Raw genomic sequence first — 16,921 nt, forward strand, 5'->3', positions numbered from 1 at the left:
GTCGCCTGCGGCTGACCCCCATCCCGACCTTCCCCCTTTCAGGGGGGAGGGGAAGACAAACCCGTTACGCCGCCTTGCCCGATGGCCGCCGTTGCCGCAGGAAGCGACCGAGCAGCCTTCGCTTGCCCTTGCGCGGGATCAGGTCGACGTCGCTGACCAGCTTCGCCCCGCCCTTGCGGCGCTCCAGCACGATCTTGCGACTATGAAACGCTTCGAGCTCGACGCGATGGGCGACGCTGACGATGGTTGCCTTGGGCAATTCCGTCGTCACCATCTGCATCATCTTGTCCTGGCTCTTCTCGTCGAGTGCAGAGGTCGCCTCATCGAGCACGACGATGTCAGGGCTGTGCAGCAGCAGGCGGGCAAAGGCGAGGCGCTGCTTTTCGCCGCCGGACAGCGTCTGGTCCCACGGTGCGTCCTCCTCGATCTTCTCCTTGAGATGGTCGAGGCCGACCTTGTGCAAGGCATCCCCGATCTGCTCGAGATTCCAGTCTTCCCCCGCACCGGGATAGGCCACCGCGCGCCGCAACGTGCCCGATGGCACGTAGGGCTTTTGCGGCAGCATGAACAGGCGGCGGTCTGCATGCAGGCTGACGCTGCCGCCGCCCCACCGCCACAGCCCGGCAATGGCGCGGACCAGCGTGCTCTTGCCGGTGCCGGATTCGCCGGCGACGAGCAAGCGCTCCCCTGGCTCGACGACGACCTCGGTCTCGCCGACCACGGCGGTGCCGTCGTCGAGAGTGACGGAGAGGTCGTTGAGGCTCAGCATCGCCTTGCCTTCGGTCTCGCTGCGCGTGATGCGGCCGAAGCCGTCGCCGGTCTCGGCGCGTTCGAGCCCGTCGAGCGACATCATCAGCGAGGCGATGCGGCGCGCGCAGGCATTCCAGTCGGCGAGCCGCGGATAATTGTCGACCAGCCAGCCGAACGCGGTCTGCACGATGGTGAAGGCGGAGGCCGCCTGCATCACCTGGCCGAGCGACATGCTGCCGTCGAGGAATTTTGGCGCGCACAACAGCAAGGGGACGACCGGCGCAATTAGACTCGATCCCTGCGACACCAGCGTCGTGCGCATGTGCTGCCCGGCAAGCCGCGCCCATTGCCGCAGCACGTTCGAGAACGTCTTGTCGATGCCGTCGCGCTCTTCGGTTTCGCCGCCGAGCAGCGCGATGCTTTCGCCGTTTTCGCGCACGCGGGTCAGCGTGTAGCGGAATTCGGCTTCCGCCTGGTTCTTGTCCTCGGATATCTGCACGAAGCGGCGGCCGATCGCCATGATCGAGCCGGACGCGATCGCGGCATAGATGATCGCGGCAATGACGAGGAAGCCCGGGATGCTGACGGACGAGCCGCCGAACGTTACCGTCAGCGCGCCGCCGATGGTCCAGAGCACGACGATGAATGTGACGGCGGACAGCAGCGCCGACGTCACCCCGGCGATGAAATCGACCGGCGAATCGGTCGCAATTCGCAGGTCCTCCGCAATGCGGTATTCCGGATTCTTGTGATCGCCGTCGACGAGATTGAGCTGGTAGTAGCGGCCATTCGTGAGCCAGCGCGATACCACGGCGTTGGTCAGCCAGGCACGCCAGCGCCGCTGAATGCCCATGCGGCCGAACACCTGGGCGACGCCCAGGAGCACGCTGCCGATCGCGAGAGGAAAGAAGATGGCGGTCAGTTGGAAGACCGCGGCCGAGTCGCGCTTCTCGATCGCATCGAAGATCGCGCGATTCCAGACATTGATGCCGTACTGGACGGCGACATTGGCGACGATGAGCAGCAGCAGGCCGATCGTGAACAGCCATACTAGCCGGTCGCCGCTGCGGCCCCAGTAGCCGCGCGCGCTGATCCAGAATCGGGTCAGCAAATAGTCCTTGCGCGCCTGTTCGGCCTCTTCGGGCGACAGTTCGGGATCGGGTTCGATAACTTCCGGCGGCGGCGGCTCGACGTGATCGCCGTCTTCGGCAATGACCTCGACGAAGTCCGATTTGTCGTCCGCTTCGCCTTTCGCAGTGTCGCTGCCGTCAGCATCGCCTCGTTTCGCGCCCGGTTTCCGAGCCGAAGAGGTCTTGTCCGAAATGGTCTTGGCCGAAGACGGCCTGCGCGAAGATCCGGATTTTGCTGAAGCTTTGCCCATGCCGCGACAACGCCAGGCAAATCAAACGGTTCCTCGCGGTTCCGACGGCGGCCATGCGCTTCGCGAAGTGACGGAGAAGCGCTGCGACAAACGAGAGGACGGAACGAAGAGCATGACTCGGACAAATCATGTCGCGAGAATGCAAAGCTGCATCCCCACTACATCTGTCATCGCCCGGCTCGACCGGGCGATCCAGTACGCCGCAGCCTCTCGGCTCAAGCATCGGCGCCTCTGGATTACTGGATCGCCCGGTCCCGTCTACGCCAAGGCTTCGACGAGGCCACGAATCCCAGGCACGCCGAAGCTTTAGCGAAGGCGGCAAGCCGGGCGACGACACCGATTCTGTGGCAGCGGATTCGAGAACCTATCGTACAGCCTCACGAAGCCGGCGCCTGGTCGCGTCGCAGCCGGCGCGAGCGCGCGGCCTTGTGCAGCACGCGCGCGAGCTGCTCGGCCGAATAGGGCTTCTGCAGCAGCTCGAAGCCGCCGCTGCCCTGCTGCGACAGCACCTGACTGTAGCCGGAGGCGAGCACGATCGGCAGATCGAGGCCCTGCCGGCGGATCTCCCCCGCGAGCTCGATGCCGCTCATGCCGGGCATCACGACGTCGGTGAACACGAGGTCGAACCTGTCGGGGTCGACGGCAAGCTCTTCCAAGGCGTGGGTGGCGTTCTCCACCAGCACGCAGGTGCAGCCAAGCTGGGTCAGCGTGTCGGCGGCGAACTTTCCGACCTCGACGTTGTCCTCGACGATCAAGACCGACGCCGCGGTCCGATCGACCGAAGGCGCATCCTCGGTGCGCAGCGATTGCGGGCGGTGCTCGCCGACGACACGCGGCAGATACAGCGTGAATGTCGAGCCCTTGCCGACGTCGCTGGTGACGGTGACCTCGCCGCCGGATTGCTTGGCAAAGCCGAACACCTGCGACAGGCCGAGGCCGGTGCCCTGGCCGATTTCCTTGGTGGTGTAAAACGGCTCGAAGATGCGGCCGAACAGATCCTGCGGAATGCCGACGCCGGTGTCGGCTACCGACACCGCGACATGGCCGTGCGGGCTCGGCGGGTTCGCTGCGCCGGACGGCAGGCTGTTGACCGGGCGGACCGCGATCGTGAGCCGGCCGACGCCGTCCATGGCGTCGCGTGCATTGACCGCCATGTTGATGATCGCGGTCTCGAACTGACCGGCGTCGGCGTTGACGAGACAGGTTTCGTCCGGCACCTGCGCTGTGATCTCGATGCGCGAGCCGATCAGGGTCGCGATCATCTCGCTCAGGGTCCGCACATTCTGGCTGGCGTCGAACACCTCGGGCTTGAGGGTCTGCCGGCGCGCGAATGCGAGCAGCTGGTTGGTCAGCTTGGCGGCGCGGTTCACGGTGTTGGAGATCGCGTCGATGTAGCGCTGCCGCCGCGGCTCCGGCAGGTCCGGCCGCCGCAACATGTCGACCGAGGCGCGGATCACGGTCAGCAGATTGTTGAAATCATGCGCGACGCCGCCAGTGAGTTGGCCGAGCGCCTCCAGCCGCTGGCCGTGCCGCAGCGCGTCCTCGGCCTCGATCCGCCGGTTGGCCTCCTCCTGCAGGCGCTGGGTGCGCCGGAAGGCGAGCGCGAGCAGGCCGAACAGCAACGCGGTGGCCGGAATCCCGAAGATCAGGTGCTGGGCCATGGTCGACATCCAGCGCGACTGGATCGCCGAGGTTTCGAGGCCGGCGCTGACATAGATCGGGTATTCGGCCAGCCGCTGATAGCGCATGCGCCGTTCGACGCCGTCGGCCGGGGACTGGATCGTCATGGCGCCGGCCTCGGGATTGGCGACGATCTGCCGCCCGAGCGGCCCGCCCGGCTCGAACCTGACGTTGCGGTCGACGACGGGGAAGTGCGCCAGCACCGCACCGTCGGTCCGGATCAGCGCCAGGAAGCTGCCGGGCTCGCGGCCGATCCGCGCGTAGAAATTGACGAAATATTCCGGAAGCACGGAGGCCTGGATCACGCCGGCAAAGCTGCCGTCCTCGTTGTTGCGCCGCCGGCCGACGCTGAAGAACCGCGAGCCCAGATAGGGCGGCCGCGGCGTCAGCACCTCGCCGATATAGGTGCCGATGTCGCCCGGAGCATGGATCCGGAAGTATTCTCGGTCCGAGAAATCGATGTCGGGGACCGGCTGCACCAGGCTGTTGACCAGGGCGCGGCCGTTGGCGTCGAACACCCAGATCGATTTCACCTGGGGAAGCGCCTCGGCGACCTCGGCCAGGCTGCGGTCGATGGTCTCGAACACCTTGAGCGCGTGCTCGTGGGCGACATCAAGCGTGCGCTGGATTTCCTGGTCGGCGGCCTCATTGATCGAGATCCGGGACATCGCGGAGGCGAACGCGAACAGCGCCAGCGGAAGGGCCAGCGCGGCGGCCATCATCCATCGCAGCAGTCTCAGCGAATTGCGTTGTGCAGTCGGCACGGGCGCTCCGGCTCCTTGCGGACCTTAACGCAAACCGTTGCGCCGGAGGAAGCGAAACCCCGCCTTGCGGTGTGGCGCCGGGGCGCTTTCGCCGTGCCGCGGCCGCTCAAGGGCAACGCAGGCCGAGGCGGTTCGATCAAGCGGGCGCCGGCTTGCGTTCGGGGCGGCGCCGGGCCGATGCCGCCCGGCGACATCACGGACCCGTTAGCGCCTCGTCGGCAGTCAAGCGGAAAATCGACCCGGATGACGCTTCCCGACGCTGTTTTTAGGAGTTCTAAAACCTCTCACGGGCAAACGCTTGACCCTGTGACTACCTGCTGAAACACAGGCCGCATGACAGGCGATCCAAACAGCTCCCAGGATAATCTTCAGGACGTCCGGCTCGGACATGCGGATCGCGGTTTTGTCGGAAAGATCATCAGGCTCGATGCGCTCGTGACGGGCTCATCGCTGTCTCCGCAGGAGCTGGAGCAGCGCCTGGTCGAGATGGGTTTTGTCGAGGGCGCGCGCGTGGAAATCCTGCATGAGGGCACGATCCGACGGGATCCGATCGCGGTGCGCGTGGACAACATCACGATCGCGCTGCGCCGGAGCGAAGCCATGGCTGTGATCGTCGAATGACCACTGCATCCCTGCGTCTGGCGCTGGTCGGTGCCCCGAACACCGGCAAGACCTCGCTGTTCAACCGGTTGACCGGCAGCAGCCAGAAGGTCGCCAATTATCCCGGCGTCACGGTCGAGCGCAAATCCGGCGGCTTCGTCACGCCGGAGGGCCGCAGCGTCACCGTGCTCGACCTGCCCGGCACCTATTCGCTGCGCGGCCGCAGCCCGGACGAGGAGATCACCCGCGACATCGTGCTCGGCCGCTTCGACGGCGAAGAGGTGCCCGATCTCGTGCTCTGCGTCGCTGACGCCACCAACCTGCGGCTGACCTTGCGGCTCGTGCTCGAGCTGAAGCGCGTCGGCCGGCCGATGATGCTCGTGCTCAACATGATCGACATCGCGAAGCGCCGCGGCGTGACGATCGACATCGATCGCATGTCGCAGGAGCTGGGCTTGCCGATCGTGACCTCGGTCGCGGTGCGCAAGGGCGGCGTCGACGAGCTCTTGAAGCGGACCGACGAATTCCTGGCCCGGTCGCATGAAGCGGCGGCCAGCGAGTGGACCACGCCGACGATTGCCGACCTCAAGGCGGCGCAGCGCGAGGCGGACCGCATCATCGCCGCCGCCGTGACGCTGCCGGCCAAGCCCGACACGCTGACGACGCGGATCGATTCCGTCGTGCTGCATCCGGTCTGGGGTCTCGTGATCCTGGCCGTGATCCTGTTCGTGATGTTCCAGGCGGTGTTCACCTGGGCGCAGCCGGCGATGGAATTGCTGTCGGACAGTTTTGCCGCGCTCGGGCAATTGATTCACGGCGTGCTGCCCGAGAGTTGGGGCCTGCTGCAGAGCTTCCTGCAGAACGGTGTGATCTCCGGCGTCGGCAGCGTGATCGTGTTCCTGCCGCAGATCATCATCATTTTCCTGTTCATCCTGCTCTTGGAAGATTTCGGCTACATGGCGCGCGCCGCGTTCCTGATGGACCGCATCATGGGCGGCGCCGGGCTGCACGGCCGCGCCTTCATTCCGCTGCTGTCGAGCTTTGCCTGCGCGATTCCCGGCATTATGGCGACGCGGGTGATCGACAACAGGCGCGACCGCCTGACCACGATCCTGATCGCGCCGCTGATGACCTGCTCGGCGCGGATTCCGGTCTACACGCTGATCATCTCCGCCTTCGTTCCGTCGACCACGGTGTGGGGTTTCGTCAATCTGCAGGGTCTCGTGATGTTCGGCCTCTATGCCGCCGGCATCACCAGCGCGCTGACGGTCTCGGCGATCGCAAAGTTCTTGATGTGGCGCGACCATGCGCCGGCGCCGTTCATGCTGGAATTGCCCGACTACAAGGTGCCGCGGCTGCGCAGCATCGCGATCGGCGTGTTCACCCGCGCCAAGATGTTCCTGTACCGCGCCGGCACCACGATTCTCTCGATGATGGTGCTGATCTGGTTCCTGGCGTCGTTCCCGCAGGCGCCCACAGGCGCCGAAGGGCCGGCGATCAACTACAGCTTTGCGGCGATGATCGGCCATGCGCTCGAGCCGCTGCTGCGGCCGATCGGCTTCAACTGGCAGATCGCGGTGGCGCTGATCCCGGGCATGGCGGCGCGCGAGGTCGCGGTCGCGGCGCTCGGCACCGTCTATTCGATCGAGGGCGGCAAGGAGGCGGCGGACCAGATCGGCCAGGTGCTGGCGCAGAAATGGACGCTGGCGACCGCACTGTCGCTGCTGGTCTGGTACATCTTCGCCCCGCAATGCGCCTCGACGCTGGCGGTGATCCGCCGCGAGACCGGCAGCGCGAAGTGGATGGTGGTGACGTTCATCTACATGCTCGCGCTGGCCTATGTCGCGAGTTCCCTGACCTTCAACCTGGCGCAGGCGCTGGGTCTGCACTAACGGGCCTGTCCGGCTCAATGGGTGCAACTGGCCGAATGACGAAGTAGAGTTCATTCGCGGGCGCGCTACCGGCGTCCGCTTGTTCCTGCGAGACCACGCATGTCGACGTTCGGCCTGGAGCGGGCATTTTCGCCGCGAAGCATCGCGATCGTCGGCGGCAGCCCGCGACCGTCGTCGCTCGGCGCGGCGGTGCAGCGAAACGTCAAGGCGAGCGGCTTCACCGGCCGCGTCGGGGTGGTCAATCGGCAGTATGCCGATGTCGACGGCGAGCCGACCGTTCCGGACCTGAAGTCGCTGCCGTTCGTACCGGATCTTGTCGTCATCAGCGCACCGGCGACGGCGGTCCCGGAGATCGTGGCAGAGGCCGGGCTCGCCGGCGTCGCCGGTGCGGCGATCCTGTCGGCCGGTCTCGGTCACGGCGCGGGTTCCCTCGCCGAGACCACGGAGCAGACGGCGCGGCGGCATGGCATGCGCCTGATCGGGCCCAATTGCATGGGCATCATGGTGCCGCATGCGAAGCTCAATGCGAGCTTTGCAGCGCATCAGCCGTCCGACGGGCACGTCGCCCTGATCTCGCAGTCCGGCGCGGTCGCAGCGGCGATGATCGAATGGGCGGCGGAGCGGCGGCTCGGCTTCTCCGGCATCGCCTCGATCGGCGACCAGCTCGATGTCGACGTCGCCGATCTGCTCGATTATTTCGCGCTCGACGATCATACCAGCGCGATCCTGATCTACCTCGAGGCCGTCAAGGACGCGCGCAAGTTCATGTCGGCGGCGCGCGCCGCGGCGCGGTTGAAGCCGGTCATCGTCGTCAAGTCGGGACGGATGGCGCAGGGCGCGAGAGCGGCCGCGACCCACACCGGCGCGCTGGCCGGCTCGGATGCGGTCTATGACGCCGCGTTCCGTCGCGCCGGCATGCTGCGGGTCTACGACCTTCGCCAGCTGTTCGACTGCGCCGAGCTGCTCGGCCGCGGCTTCGTGCCGCGCGGCAACCGGCTGGCGATCCTGACCAATGGCGGCGGGCTCGGCATCCTCGCGACCGACCGGCTGGCCGAGCTCGGCGGCGTTCCCGCGACATTGACGGCGGAGACGATTGCGCGGCTCGACAAGGAGCTGCCGCCAGGCTGGTCGTGCGCCAATCCCGTCGACATCGCCGGCGATGCGGATGCCGCCCGCTACGTGGTGGCGCTCAATGCGCTGCTCGATGACGCCAACAGCGATGCGGTGCTGGTCGCGAATGTGGAAATGGCGGTGGCGCCGGCCGAGGGCATTGCCGAGGCGGTGGCGCAGTGCGTTCGTGACCGCAGGACGAAGCGGAGTGCGGTCGCGGCCCTGGTGCTTGCGGCGTGGGTCGGCGCCGACGAGCGCACCGGCGCGATCTTCGAGGCCGCCCGCATCCCGCATTTCCCAACTGAGGATGATGCGGTGCGCGCCTTCATGTATCTCGTGCGCTATCGCGACGCCTCCACCGCGCTCGCCGCGATCCCGCCGGGTATCGCATCGGCGTTCATGCCGGAGACCGCGGCGGCGCGGCATGTGGTCGTAAAGGCCTTGTCGGAGGGACGCGCCTGGCTCGATCCGCCCGAGATCGTCGCGCTGTTCGAGGCCTATGGCATTCCGATCGTGACGACCATCGTCGCTGAGAGCGCCGAGGATGCCGCCGAGAAGGCGGCGCCGTTGCTTGCAGAGGGGCGCGCGATCGTGGTCAGGGTGTTCTCGCGCGACATTCGCCACGCCTCCGACGTCGGTGGGGTCATTCGCGATCTGCGCACGAAGGAGAGCGTCGTCGAAGCCGCGCGGACGGTCATGGAGCGTGCACGGAGTGCGCGGCCCGATGCGAAGCTGCAGGGCGTGACGATCCAGCCGATGATCGTGCGGCGCGCGGCGCGCGAGCTGATCCTCGGCATTGCCGACGATCCGACCTTCGGTCCGGTGATCGTGTTCGGCCGCGGCGGCCCCGCGGTCGAGGTGATCAACGACAAGGCGCTGGCGCTGCCGCCGCTCGACATGAATCTGGCGCGTGAGCTGGTCGGACGCACCCGCGTCTCGCGGTTGCTCGGCGGCTATCGCGATGTGCCGGCCGTCCCAATCGATGTGGTGCCGCTCACCCTTGTCAAGCTGGCGCAGATGGCGGCCGACATTCCCGAGGTCGCCGAGCTCGATATCAATCCGATGCTGGCGGACGAGAGCGGCGTGCTGGCGCTCGATGCGCGGGTGGCGATCCGCAAGCCGGCGCGGCTGTTTGCCGGCCAGACACGGCTCGCGGTGCGGCCCTATCCGTCGCAATGGGAGGGCGAGCTCGCGTTACGCGACGGCTCGCGCGTCACGGTGCGCCCGATGCGGCCGGAGGACGAGCCGATGGTCGGCGAGTTCTTCAAGCGCGTGACGGCCGAAGATCTCCGGCTGCGCTTCTTCCATGCGATGAAGGAATTCTCGCACGCGTTCATCGCGCGCCTGACCCAGCTCGATTATGCGCGCGCGATGGCGTTCGTGGCGCTGGATCCGAACACCGGCGAGATGATGGGCGCGGTCCGGCTGCATTCGGACTCGCTGTACCAGAACGCCGAATACGCGATCCTGCTGCAGTCCGATCTCAAGGGCAAAGGGCTAGGCTGGGCGCTGATGCAGCTGCTGATCCACTACGCGAAGTCGGAGGGGTTGAAGCGGCTGTCCGGCCAGGTGCTGACCGAGAACACCACGATGATCGGGATGTGCCGCGATCTCGGCTTCACCGTCACGATGGATCCGGACGATCACAGCATTGTCGATGTCGTGCTCGATCTCGATCGACCCGGCGTCGATGCCGTCGGCGCCGACATCCTGATCCGGTCTGCTGCGGCCGGCCGCTGATAACAGCGCCGGCCGCGGCCGTGTCGGATCAGATCTGGCGTTCGACCAGCTTGAACTTGAGCTCGGCGATCGCTTCGGAAGGGTTGAGGCCCTTCGGGCACGCCTTGGCGCAGTTCATGATGGTGTGGCAGCGATAGAGGCGGAACGGATCCTCGAGATTGTCGAGCCGCTCGCCGGTCGCCTCGTCGCGGGAGTCGGTGACCCAGCGGGTCGCCTGCAGCAGCGCGGCGGGGCCGAGGAAGCGTTCGCTGTTCCACCAATAGCTCGGGCAGGAGGTCGAGCAGCAGGCGCACAGGATGCACTCGTAGAGACCGTCGAGCTTCTCGCGATCCTCGTGGCTCTGCCTCCACTCCTTCTGCGGCGTCGGCGTCGTGGTCTTCAGCCACGGCTCGATCGAGGCATACTGGGCGTAGAAATTGGTGAGGTCGGGGACGAGGTCCTTCACCACCGGCTGGTGCGGCAGCGGATTGACCTTGACCGCGCCGCCGGCGCCGACGTCGTGCATCGACTTGGTGCAGGCCAGCGTGTTCTGGCCGTCGATGTTCATCGCGCAGGAGCCGCAGACGCCTTCGCGGCAGGAGCGGCGGAAGGTCAGCGTCGGGTCGATGTGGTTCTTGATCCAGATCAGACCGTCCAGCACCATCGGGCCGCAATCATGGGTGTCGACATAGTAAGTGTCGACACTCGGATTCTTGCCGTCGTCCGGATTCCAGCGGTAGACGCGGAATTCGCGCGTCTCGGTGGCGCCGGCCGGCTTCGGCCAGGTCTTGCCGCCGGAAATCTTCGAATTCTTCGGAAGTGCGAATTCAACCATGCTTGCTCGCCTTCGTTCTCAGTAGACCCGCGCCTTCGGCGGGATGTACTGCACGTCGTTGGTCATCGTGTAGTCGTGGACGGGACGATAATCGATCGCCGTCTTGCCGGCCGGATCGATCCAGGTCAGCGTGTGCTTCATCCAGTTCTTGTCGTCGCGCGCGGAGAAGTCCTCGCGGGCATGCGCGCCGCGGCTCTCGGTGCGGTTGGCCGCCGAATCCATCGTCACGATCGCCTGCACGATCAGATTGTCGAATTCCAGCGTCTCGATCAGATCGGAATTCCACACTAGCGAGCGGTCCGAAACCGAGATGTCGCCGACGCCGCCATAGACCTTGTGGATCAGGTTCTGGCCTTCCTGCAGCACGTCGCCGGTGCGGAACACCGCGCAATTGTTCTGCATCACATGCTGCATGCTGTCGCGCAGCTTCGCGGTCGGCGTGCCGCCGGAGGCATGACGGAAGTGATCGAGCCGGCCGAGTGCGAGGTCGGACGAATCCTTCGGCAGTTCCGGCTGCTTGGCGTTCGCCGTCAGCTTGTCGGCAAGGCGCAGCGCCGCGGCGCGGCCGAACACCACGAGGTCGATCAGCGAGTTGGAGCCGAGGCGGTTGGCGCCGTGCACCGAGACGCAGGCGGCTTCGCCGATCGCCATCAGGCCCGGCACCACCGAATTGTCGTCGCCGTTGCGCTTGGTCAGCACCTCGGCGTGATAGTTCGTGGCAATGCCGCCCATGTTGTAGTGCACGGTCGGCACGATCGGAATCGGCTCGCGGGTGACGTCGACATTGGCGAAAATCTTCGCCGATTCGGAAATGCCCGGGAGCCGCTCATGCAGCACCTTCGGATCGAGGTGATCGAGGTGCAGGAAGATGTGATCCTTCTTCTTGCCGACGCCGCGGCCTTCGCGGATCTCGATCGTCATCGCGCGCGAGACGACGTCGCGCGAGGCGAGGTCCTTGGCCGACGGCGCGTAGCGCTCCATGAAGCGCTCGCCTTCGGAGTTGACGAGATAACCGCCTTCGCCGCGGGCGCCCTCGGTGACGAGGCAACCCGAGCCGTAGATGCCGGTCGGATGGAACTGGACGAACTCCATGTCCTGCAGCGGCAGGCCGGCGCGCAGCACCATGCCGCCGCCGTCACCGGTGCAGGTGTGCGCCGAGGTGCAGGAGGCGTAGGCGCGGCCATAGCCGCCGGTCGCCAGGATCGTGGTCTGGGCGCGGAAGCGATGCAGCGTGCCGTCGTCGAGCTTGAGCGCGATGACGCCGCGGCAGACGCCCTGGTCGTCCATGATCAGGTCGATGGCGAAGAATTCGATGAAGAACTCGGCCGAGTGTCGCAGCGACTGGCCATACATCGTGTGCAGCATGGCGTGGCCGGTGCGGTCGGCGGCGGCGCAGGTGCGCTGCGCCTGGCCCTTGCCGAAATCGATGGTCATGCCGCCGAACGGGCGCTGATAGATCTTGCCCTCCTCGGTGCGCGAGAACGGCACGCCCCAATGCTCGAGCTCGTAGACCGCGTCGGGCGCGTTGCGCACCATGTATTCGATCGCGTCCTGGTCGCCGAGCCAGTCCGACCCCTTCACGGTGTCGTACATGTGCCAGCGCCAGTCGTCCTGGTGCATGTTGCCGAGCGAGGCCGAGATGCCGCCCTGCGCCGCAACGGTGTGCGAGCGGGTCGGGAACACCTTGGTGATGCAGGCGGTGCGCAGGCCCGCTTCCGAGCAGCCGACCACGGCGCGCAGGCCCGCGCCGCCGGCGCCGACCACGACGACGTCGTAGGTGTGGTCCTGGATCGGGTAGGCCTTGCCGTTCGTGGCCGGGCCACCGTTGGTGGCCTTGCCGTTTCCTTCACCGGCCATGGGTTATACTCCCGACGACAATTTGAGGATTGCGTAGATCGAGGCCAATGCGACCGCGACGCAGAAGAAGTTGTTCGCCATTACGCTGGCGATCTTCAGCTTCTCGTTGTGGATGTAGTCTTCGATCACGACCTGCATGCCGATCTTCATGTGCCAGGTGCTGGCGATGATGAAGAGCAGCAGGATGATGGCGATCGGGATCGAGCCGAGGATCTGCGCCGCGCCGGCATGGTTGCGGCCGATCAGCGTGATCACCACGACGATCACCGGAACGATCAGCAGCGTCATCGCAACCGCGGTGAGGCGCTGGCGCCAGAAATCGCCGGTGCCGGTATGCGCGGAGCCGAGGCCGCGGACGCGCTCCAGCGGCGTGCGCATCGAAGAGGGGCCGCTCATCGTCCACCTCCAACGGCATAGGCAATGATCCAGACCAGCACGGTCAGCGCAATGCCGGCAACCAGCGCACCCCAGGTCAGCGCTTCGCGCTCATTGGCCTTGAAGCCGTAGCCGAGATCCCAGACGAAATGCCGGATGCCGCTGCACAGATGGTGCATCAGCGCCCACGTGTAGCCGAACACGATCAGCTTGCCGATCACGCTGCCGGTGAAGGCCTGGACATTGGCATAGGCGGTGGGGCCGGAGGCGGCTGCGATCAGCCACCAGGCGAGCAGCAGGGTGCCGAAATAGAGGGCCACACCTGTGGCGCGGTGGACGATGGACAGCGCCATCGTCAGCGTCCACCGGTAGGTCTGCAAATGGGGTGAAAGCGGTCGTTCGATCCTGGCGGTCATCGGCGGGCTTTATGGTGTGAGGGACCGCATGGTGTGAGGGACCGCGGCCGGCCCATCGGGGAACGCGGTAGAGGTGTTCTATTTACGGAGTCGGATCAGCCCGCGCAACGGTCAAATAGCCTTCGGTCGAACCGAAGTTCATTGTTAGACTTGCCGAATTCTGATTGATCCGTAGTGTGGTATACCAGATGCAAGGCGTGATGAACCAAGAAGTGAATCATAATATCTGCGTGCGGCGGGAGACCATTAGCTGCGCGCTGACGGGCTCCGGAACGCGTCGATTTTGCCCCACTGTTCCACCAGATAATCGACGAATGCCCTGATCTTAGGCGATGCCAGGCGCGACGGCTGAAGCATCAGATGCAGCGGCGTCGGCGCCGGCTCATGGTCGATCAGCAGCCGTTGCAACCGGCCGCTCGCGAGATCGGACTGCACCTGCCACGACGGCACACGAACGATGCCCGCACCATCCCGCGCTGCACCAACCAGCGCGTCGAGGCTATTCATCCAGAGCCGACCGGATATGCGGAATTTGCGACCCGTCTTCGAGCCGTCGGCAAAGCGCCACTCCGCGCTGCCAGGCGAATCGGAAAACACCAGGCAGTCATGCGTTGAAAGATCGCCCGGCGTCCGCGGCTCGCCGCGCTGCGCCAGATAGTCCGGCGATGCGCACACGATCATCTGGAGATCGGTGAGCTTGCGCGCGACCAGCTGCGAGTCGCGCAAGCGGCCGATGCGAACAGCCAGATGGATGTCCTCGTCGACCATATCGACGGCGCGGTCGATCAACAGCAGGTCGACGGCAACAGCGGGATAACGGCGCAGAAACTCGTTGAGCAGCGGCGCGATCACGAGCCGCCCGATCAGGCTCGGTGAGCTGATCCGAATCCGACCCGATGGCTGGTGCGGGTCGCGCGCCAGCGTCGCCTCGATCTCCCTGACTTCGCCGAGAATCGATTTCGCGCGCTCGTAGAGGATGCGGCCGTCGTCGGTGAGTGCGAGCTGGCGGGTGGTGCGCAGCAGCAGGCGGGTGCCGAAATGCTCCTCCAGGGCGCTGATCTGGCGGCTCACCGCGGTCAGCGAGCTCGGCAGCGAGCGCGCCGCCGCCGACAGGCTGCCGGTATCGACCGCGCGGACAAAGGCCGCCATCGCCGCAAGCTGGTCCAATCCCGATCCTTCCGCATTTCGCAAGAGAGCCTGCTCATCTGGAGCAATACTCCCGCGTTTGAGAAGGGTCTAGTCTGTCCGCTCCACGATTTGAGGAGCGCGACATGGCCTCAACGTCCCTCCATCCGAATTCCCTTGAACGGCGCAGAACTGCCCGCCGTGCCAGTGCCGACGATCCGGCCATCCTGCTTGTTTTCTCGTGCGCCGGCCTGCTAGTCGACGTCCTGGCGTTGCTGATGCAGGGCGCAACGCCTTCAAACCCACTCCGCTTTGCTTTGATTGCGGCTGCTCCGTTGGCAGCGTTGGTCACGTTGTGGCTGGCCGACCGCACTGACGCGAACGCCTCCTGACGACGGGAAGGATGATGGCCGGCCTCGATCCCAAGGAACTGCTCGAGCTTGCGCTGCTGCTGATCGCGGTCGGAGCGCTGTCCGGGTTTCTCGCCGGCCTATTCGGCATCGGCGGCGGCGCGATCCTGGTGCCGGTGTTTTACGAATGCTTTCGCCTCGCCGGCGTGCCGCTCGAGGTGCGGATGCCGCTGTGCATCGGCACGTCGCTCGCGATCATCATCCCGACCTCGCTGAGCTCGTTCCGCGCCCACTATCGCCGCGGCGCGGTCGACATGGAAATATTGAAGCGCTGGTGGCTGGCGATCGTGATCGGCGTCGCCGCCGGCAGCGTCACCGCGCGGTTTGCGCCGGAGCGGCTGTTCAAGATCGTGTTCGTGATGGTGGCCTGGTCGGCGGCCGCGCGGCTGCTATTGGCGCGCGAGACCTGGAAGTTCGGCGACGACGTGCCGAAAGGTTTCCTGATGCGCGTCTATGGCTTCTTCGTCGGCCTGCTGTCGACGCTGATGGGTATCGGCGGCGGCCTGTTCGCCAATCTCTTGATGACCTTCTACGGCCGCCCGATCCATCAGGCGGTCGCGACCTCCTCGGCGCTTGCGGTGTTGATCTCGATCCCGGGTGCTCTGGGTTATGTCTATGCCGGCTGGCCCGTCGCCGCGCGCTTCCCCGATGTGACTGCGCTGCAGCTGCCCTTCGCGCTCGGCTATGTCTCGCTGATCGGCGCGCTGCTGGTGATGCCGACCACGCTGGTCACCGCGCCGCTCGGCGTGAAGGTGGCGCATGCGCTGTCGAAGCGGGCGCTGGAGATGGCCTTCGGCGCCTATCTCTTCATCGTCGGCGGGCGGTTCGTGATCAGCCTCGTCGGCGGACACTAGCCGGAGTCAGTCCTTCAACCGTACTTCGCTATTACCCCAGTATCGCAGATCGCCAGCGCTCTCGATACGATCCAAATCAGAGAGCACCTGCAATCGGGCCGCCGTCGCCTCATAGGTGATGGTCCAACCGAGTTCCTTGAAGCGTTTTTCTACATCGGTCACGAACGCCACGACTTTCCGCCAGCGGGACTTCAAAAGCGAGAAGATGACTTCGTCCAGTTGATCTTCGGTCACCGACGGCGGGAGAAGCACCTCGCTCCATGTCACCTCGCTGAAGAGATGCGGGGGCCTGGGTAGAGGTTTGAGGTCCGGATGCTGGGCATAGATCCCCACCAACAGCTTTCGGTAGACGATTTCGTGGAGTTCGTTGAAATGCTCCAACAAGGCGTCTCGCTCGCCCTTGTCGATTTGCCCCATGGCCATGAACGTACGATCGAGTGCTTGGCCCACGTTCAGTAGGCGTTTTTTCAGTTCGGCCGCCTGCTCTCGATCCATTGGGGGTCCCCTCACCGCGTCCTGTAAATATCCTTGCACTTATCCCGCAGCGCGTAGCCCGGACGGAGCGAAGCGCAATCCGGGGTTCTCGCAGCTGATAGAGTGGTCCCGGATTTCGCTTCGTTCCATCGGGCTACGAAACGACGCGCTAATCCTGCAGCCGAACTTGGCTGTGGGCCGGAGAACGGAGGTCACCCTCACTTTCGATTCGACCGGTATCCCATAGGTATCGCAAACGTGCTGCCATCATGCGGTAGGTGAACGGCAATCCCAGCTCTTCGCAACGGTTGGTGCCTTTGAGCAGAACCAATGCGGCCTTTTGCCAGTATGGCTCCAGAAGCGACATGAGGAGGTCATCGAGCGCTGCTGTGGTGGCGGCACGCGGCAATTTTACATCGCTCCATGCCACGTCGGAGGTGGGGGCGGGGATAGGCAATTCCTCAAGAAGCCCCGACGGCAGCAAATCAGGGAATTTTTCGTAAAGCGGCACCATCACTTGCCATTGCGGCTCAACCAGAAGCTCGAAGAGCGGGCCGTCGAATTCGAGTTGCTCCTCTTTTCCGAGTTCTGCAATAGCCGTTCGGGCTTTCATCATCGCCTCGTTGGCGATGATGAGCTGGTCACTCAACCGAATAGCCTCTTTGCGGTTCATCGGTTA

General features: G+C 65.4%; 14 protein-coding genes. 5 read left to right on the plus strand and 9 right to left on the minus strand.

What is annotated here, in order from left to right; all coding sequences use genetic code 11:
* Positions 1–64 precede the first annotated feature (64 nt).
* Both HAP54_RS13165 and HAP54_RS13170 read right to left on the minus strand, forming a co-directional pair.
* Positions 65–2,131: an ABC transporter ATP-binding protein/permease gene (locus tag HAP54_RS13165; RefSeq protein ID WP_175619424.1), complete on the minus strand. Its 2,067-nt coding sequence runs from the start codon at positions 2,129–2,131 to the stop codon at positions 65–67.
* A gap of 377 nt (positions 2,132–2,508) precedes the next feature.
* Positions 2,509–4,575, minus strand: coding sequence for a hybrid sensor histidine kinase/response regulator (locus HAP54_RS13170; protein WP_166300490.1), 2,067 nt, complete (start codon positions 4,573–4,575; stop codon positions 2,509–2,511).
* 333 nt (positions 4,576–4,908) lie between these two features.
* On the opposite strand from HAP54_RS13170, the gene HAP54_RS13175 reads away from it, so the two are divergent.
* The 3 genes from HAP54_RS13175 (at position 4,909) to HAP54_RS13185 (ending at position 9,917) form a co-directional block, all read left to right on the plus strand.
* Positions 4,909–5,196, plus strand: coding sequence for a FeoA family protein (locus HAP54_RS13175; RefSeq protein WP_166300492.1), 288 nt, complete (start codon positions 4,909–4,911; stop codon positions 5,194–5,196).
* Entirely contained in the window at positions 5,193–7,067 is a 1,875-nt protein-coding gene (gene feoB / locus HAP54_RS13180; protein WP_166300494.1) for a ferrous iron transporter B, read from the plus strand. The genes HAP54_RS13175 and feoB overlap by 4 nt, the downstream gene beginning before the upstream one ends.
* A 99-nt stretch (positions 7,068–7,166) precedes the next feature.
* Positions 7,167–9,917: a bifunctional acetate--CoA ligase family protein/GNAT family N-acetyltransferase gene (locus HAP54_RS13185; protein ID WP_166300495.1), complete on the plus strand. Its 2,751-nt coding sequence runs from the start codon at positions 7,167–7,169 to the stop codon at positions 9,915–9,917.
* 28 nt (positions 9,918–9,945) lie between these two features.
* Here HAP54_RS13185 and HAP54_RS13190 read toward each other — a convergent pair whose 3' ends face one another.
* From HAP54_RS13190 to HAP54_RS13210, 5 genes are all read right to left on the minus strand, one after another.
* Complete coding sequence (locus tag HAP54_RS13190) at positions 9,946–10,731, minus strand: succinate dehydrogenase iron-sulfur subunit (protein ID WP_166300497.1); 786 nt, start codon at positions 10,729–10,731, stop codon at positions 9,946–9,948.
* An 18-nt stretch (positions 10,732–10,749) separates the two neighbouring features.
* Positions 10,750–12,588 carry a succinate dehydrogenase flavoprotein subunit gene (gene sdhA / locus HAP54_RS13195; RefSeq protein WP_029081256.1) on the minus strand — a complete coding sequence of 613 codons (1,839 nt, stop codon included), beginning with the start codon at positions 12,586–12,588 and terminating at the stop codon, positions 10,750–10,752.
* Positions 12,589–12,591: 3 nt separating this feature from the next.
* On the minus strand, positions 12,592–12,966 hold the full coding sequence (gene sdhD / locus HAP54_RS13200) for a succinate dehydrogenase, hydrophobic membrane anchor protein (protein WP_085964893.1): 375 nt from the start codon (positions 12,964–12,966) through the stop codon (positions 12,592–12,594).
* A 14-nt stretch (positions 12,967–12,980) separates the two neighbouring features.
* Positions 12,981–13,379, minus strand: a complete 399-nt coding sequence (gene sdhC / locus HAP54_RS13205) for a succinate dehydrogenase, cytochrome b556 subunit (RefSeq protein ID WP_044540759.1) — start codon at positions 13,377–13,379, stop codon at positions 12,981–12,983.
* 246 nt (positions 13,380–13,625) lie between these two features.
* On the minus strand, positions 13,626–14,528 hold the full coding sequence (locus tag HAP54_RS13210; protein ID WP_248114504.1) for a LysR family transcriptional regulator: 903 nt from the start codon (positions 14,526–14,528) through the stop codon (positions 13,626–13,628).
* A gap of 122 nt (positions 14,529–14,650) precedes the next feature.
* Here HAP54_RS13210 and HAP54_RS13215 point away from each other — a divergent pair, with 122 nt between their 5' ends.
* Both HAP54_RS13215 and HAP54_RS13220 read left to right on the plus strand, forming a co-directional pair.
* Positions 14,651–14,896, plus strand: coding sequence for a hypothetical protein (locus HAP54_RS13215; RefSeq protein WP_166300501.1), 246 nt, complete (start codon positions 14,651–14,653; stop codon positions 14,894–14,896).
* Positions 14,897–14,907: 11 nt separating this feature from the next.
* On the plus strand, positions 14,908–15,768 hold the full coding sequence (locus tag HAP54_RS13220) for a sulfite exporter TauE/SafE family protein (protein WP_166300503.1): 861 nt from the start codon (positions 14,908–14,910) through the stop codon (positions 15,766–15,768).
* Positions 15,769–15,774: 6 nt separating this feature from the next.
* On the opposite strand, the gene HAP54_RS13225 is transcribed toward HAP54_RS13220, so the two are convergent.
* Complete coding sequence (locus HAP54_RS13225) at positions 15,775–16,263, minus strand: hypothetical protein (RefSeq protein ID WP_166300505.1); 489 nt, start codon at positions 16,261–16,263, stop codon at positions 15,775–15,777.
* A 148-nt stretch (positions 16,264–16,411) separates the two neighbouring features.
* Positions 16,412–16,915 (minus strand): hypothetical protein, encoded by a 504-nt coding sequence (locus HAP54_RS13230; RefSeq protein ID WP_166300506.1) that lies wholly within the window; start codon positions 16,913–16,915, stop codon positions 16,412–16,414.
* Between the last annotated feature and the right edge of the window lie 6 nt (positions 16,916–16,921).

Origin of the sequence: Bradyrhizobium sp. 2S1, from assembly GCF_011516625.5 — a bacterium.
Lineage (GTDB): Bacteria > Pseudomonadota > Alphaproteobacteria > Rhizobiales > Xanthobacteraceae > Bradyrhizobium > Bradyrhizobium septentrionale.

Coding starts and splice junctions, on each gene's coding strand:
- feoB (WP_166300494.1), top strand. CDS start 5,193: ATGACCACTGCATCCCTGCGTCTGGCGCTGGTCGGTGCCCCGAACACC.
- sdhA (WP_029081256.1), bottom strand. CDS start 12,588: ATGGCCGGTGAAGGAAACGGCAAGGCCACCAACGGTGGCCCGGCCACG.
- HAP54_RS13225 (WP_166300505.1), bottom strand. CDS start 16,263: ATGGATCGAGAGCAGGCGGCCGAACTGAAAAAACGCCTACTGAACGTG.
- HAP54_RS13220 (WP_166300503.1), top strand. CDS start 14,908: ATGATGGCCGGCCTCGATCCCAAGGAACTGCTCGAGCTTGCGCTGCTG.
- HAP54_RS13230 (WP_166300506.1), bottom strand. CDS start 16,915: ATGAACCGCAAAGAGGCTATTCGGTTGAGTGACCAGCTCATCATCGCC.
- sdhD (WP_085964893.1), bottom strand. CDS start 12,966: ATGCGCACGCCGCTGGAGCGCGTCCGCGGCCTCGGCTCCGCGCATACC.
- HAP54_RS13165 (WP_175619424.1), bottom strand. CDS start 2,131: ATGGGCAAAGCTTCAGCAAAATCCGGATCTTCGCGCAGGCCGTCTTCG.
- HAP54_RS13185 (WP_166300495.1), top strand. CDS start 7,167: ATGTCGACGTTCGGCCTGGAGCGGGCATTTTCGCCGCGAAGCATCGCG.
- HAP54_RS13210 (WP_248114504.1), bottom strand. CDS start 14,528: ATGGCGGCCTTTGTCCGCGCGGTCGATACCGGCAGCCTGTCGGCGGCG.
- HAP54_RS13190 (WP_166300497.1), bottom strand. CDS start 10,731: ATGGTTGAATTCGCACTTCCGAAGAATTCGAAGATTTCCGGCGGCAAG.
- sdhC (WP_044540759.1), bottom strand. CDS start 13,379: ATGACCGCCAGGATCGAACGACCGCTTTCACCCCATTTGCAGACCTAC.
- HAP54_RS13215 (WP_166300501.1), top strand. CDS start 14,651: ATGGCCTCAACGTCCCTCCATCCGAATTCCCTTGAACGGCGCAGAACT.
- HAP54_RS13175 (WP_166300492.1), top strand. CDS start 4,909: ATGACAGGCGATCCAAACAGCTCCCAGGATAATCTTCAGGACGTCCGG.